Origin of the sequence: Microcystis sp. LEGE 00066, from assembly GCF_015207925.1 — a bacterium.
Lineage (GTDB): Bacteria > Cyanobacteriota > Cyanobacteriia > Cyanobacteriales > Microcystaceae > Microcystis > Microcystis ichthyoblabe_A.
The window spans coordinates 1-2719 of record NZ_JADEVX010000314.1 but is presented as its reverse complement, the minus strand read 5'-3'; the positions used below and the strand labels follow the sequence as shown (position 1 = coordinate 2719).

The 2719-nt window shown below is 43.5% G+C and carries 2 protein-coding genes, 1 tRNA gene and 1 pseudogene; 2 read left to right on the top strand and 2 right to left on the bottom strand.

Annotation, left to right across the window (positions count from 1 at the left end; genetic code table 11):
* Positions 1 to 144 precede the first annotated feature (144 nt).
* Complete coding sequence (gene rdgB / locus IQ224_RS22975; protein ID WP_002749690.1) at positions 145 to 738, top strand: RdgB/HAM1 family non-canonical purine NTP pyrophosphatase; 594 nt, start codon at positions 145 to 147, stop codon at positions 736 to 738.
* Here the strand turns inward: rdgB and lipA are convergent.
* A complete protein-coding gene (lipA, locus tag IQ224_RS22970; protein WP_071591892.1) occupies positions 701 to 1606 on the bottom strand; it encodes a lipoyl synthase in 906 nt (301 codons plus the stop codon). The genes rdgB and lipA overlap by 38 nt on opposite strands.
* A 71-nt stretch (positions 1607 to 1677) precedes the next feature.
* On the opposite strand from lipA, the gene IQ224_RS22965 reads away from it, so the two are divergent.
* Positions 1678 to 1751 (top strand) — tRNA-Pro (locus IQ224_RS22965).
* Positions 1752 to 1928: 177 nt separating this feature from the next.
* On the opposite strand, the pseudogene IQ224_RS22960 reads toward IQ224_RS22965, so the two are convergent.
* A pseudogene (locus tag IQ224_RS22960) lies at positions 1929 to 2594 on the bottom strand (IS630 family transposase); the annotation flags it as partial.
* Positions 2595 to 2719: the final 125 nt, after the last annotated feature.

Sequence of the window (2719 nt, the reverse complement as noted above, 5' to 3'; positions counted from 1 at the left end):
GATTAAGGGGGGATTAAGGGGGGATCGAACCTAAAATCCATTTTAAATTTAATTATAACCAGCTACTTAGCTGGAGGTCTAGTAAGCTGAAACCTCATATTTGATAACTGGTAACTGATCACTGATCACTGAGATAAAATGCCGATGAAAAAATTAATTCTAGCCACGAGTAACCCGGGTAAATTGGCAGAGATAGGGGAATACTTAACTGATATCGACCTAGAATTGCAGTTAAAACCCGATTATTTAGAGATAGAGGAAACCGGGGCGACTTTTGCCGAAAATGCCTATTTAAAAGCTGCTCAAATTGCCCTAACATTGGGAGAATGGTCGATCGCCGATGATTCGGGATTGGAAGTAACCGGGTTAGGAAATGCCCCGGGGATTTACTCGGCCCGCTATGGTGAAAATGATCGGGAAAGAATCGATCGCCTCGTCAGAGAATTAGGGGATAATCAGGATCGTTCGGCCCGTTTTGTCTGTGTAATTGCGATTGCGCGTCCCGATGGTGAGATTGCCTTGAGCGCCACAGGAATCTGCACGGGAGAAATTCTCTCCAGTCCTAGGGGTAAAGGTGGTTTTGGTTACGATCCGATTTTTTATGTCCCCGAATACGCTTTAACCTTTGCGGAAATGTCTCCCGAATTAAAAAGAACAATCAGCCACCGAGGACGAGCTTTTGAGCAATTGCTGCCCCATCTCAAGACTCTCGCGGATACAAATTCATCAAGGCTCTGACTTGTTCAGCATGATAAGAGCTTCTTGTCAAGGGACTCGCAACAATTTGTAAAAATCCCAGCGACTCACCGTATTCGCGCCAAGCTTTGAACTGTTCGGGGGTGATAAATTCCTGCACACCGAGATGTTTTGACGATGGTTGCAGATACTGCCCGATGGTGAGAATATCACAATCGACGGCCCGTAAATCGCCCATCACTTGCCGCACTTCCTCGTCGGTTTCCCCCAATCCCACCATAATGCCCGATTTTGTGTAGGTAGCGGGAACAATAGCGCGAGCGCGCTGCAATAATTCTAGAGAACGCGGATAATCACCCTGGGGACGCACACGACGATAGAGACGGGGAACAGTTTCGGTGTTATGGTTTAAAACTTCAGGTTTAGCGGCAAGAATCAAAGCTAAAGCCTGCCAATTGCCGCAAAGATCGGGAATCAGCACTTCGATGGTGGTTTTTGGAGAAATGCGGCGAATTTCCTCGATACAACGGACAAATTGACTAGCGCCTCCATCAGCCAAATCATCGCGATTGACAGAAGTGATCACCACATGATTAAGATCGAGACGTTGCACGGCTGCCGCTAGTCGCTGGGGTTCCGTGGAGTCTAAAGGTTGCGGTTTTTTCTCAAAATCGATGTCACAGTAAGGACAGGCACGAGTGCAAGCAGGACCCATAATTAAAAAGGTAGCCGTCCCCGCGTGGAAACATTCGCCGATATTGGGACAGGAAGCCTCCTCACAAACGGTATTTAAGCCTAAATCGCGTAAAACCTCCTTAACACTGCCGACTCTTTGCCATTGCGGTGCTTTTACCCGTAACCACTCTGGTTTGACCGTCACGCCTGAACTACTCCGATGATTTTTGCCTATATCCCTAATATCCTAGCAAGTCTCGACCCAATCAAGGCCGAATATGCTATGATCATTTAGTTGAAGACTTTCGGGATGTAGCGCAGCTTGGTAGCGCACTTCGTTCGGGACGAAGGGGCCGCAGGTTCAAATCCTGTCATCCCGATTTCTCTTAATCCTTCTACTTATAAGCCTTCCAGCCTTTGCAGACGACCTTGTTAACAATCTTTCATTGTCAACAAGGTCTATTAGGTTGGGTCTTTTTGGGCGTTTTTCAACCTCATAGTGGTATGAAATTGGTACGAAAGATGAAATCAGAAGATCATGTTAAGCTTTTACGCATTTAAGTTACATTGACAGCATTACCCTTATTTTTCAGTTTTCTACTCCATTTAATAATCAATCCCCCTTCATTTAAAAGCTGATTGACTACTTTTTCCGGTTCTTCTTTATTTTCAAATTCTCGATTAGCTATGTATTCTTTAGCGGAATGCCACACTAATTCTATTAGGTGGTAATCTGGACTATAAGCTGGTAAAAACTCTAGCCTAATATTGGGCAACTCTTTTTCCACTTGCTCAATAACATCTTTCTTTTTGTGATAACTAGCATTGTCTAATATAATGATAATCTTCGGTCTTTTTTCTGGAAAATCTTCGAGCAGATTTCCCAAGTTTATCCATTCTTGACGAATTTCTTCATAAAGTTTCTTTAATTGTTCATGGAAAGTTTCTGAATTTCCTTTTTTGATCATAAAACAGACTCATTTTTTGTCATTATATCTTAAGGCTCCCATCACATTCACCCTTCCTATTTTTCTTTGCCCGTTCACTTTTTTTCGCTTTCCTTTTTTTGTCCAAGCTCTCCTTCTTATTACTCTCAAACTAAATCCACATTCATGAGGGGCTGTGTGGCGAACCTGCGTCGCCACCTTGAAAGCCCCGTCCTAAAACCATACCTGGATTGACTCTGGCTTCTCTTTAACCAACTTTAAATATTCATCTAATTGGGAGCAAGTCAAAGCTGAAGAACAAATAAACTACTTGACAAAAGCATCAATTGGGCATGGGATAGAGAAAAGAGTGGGGAAAAGACAAAAATGACTCCAGAGCAACAACAAGAACTTAACCAACA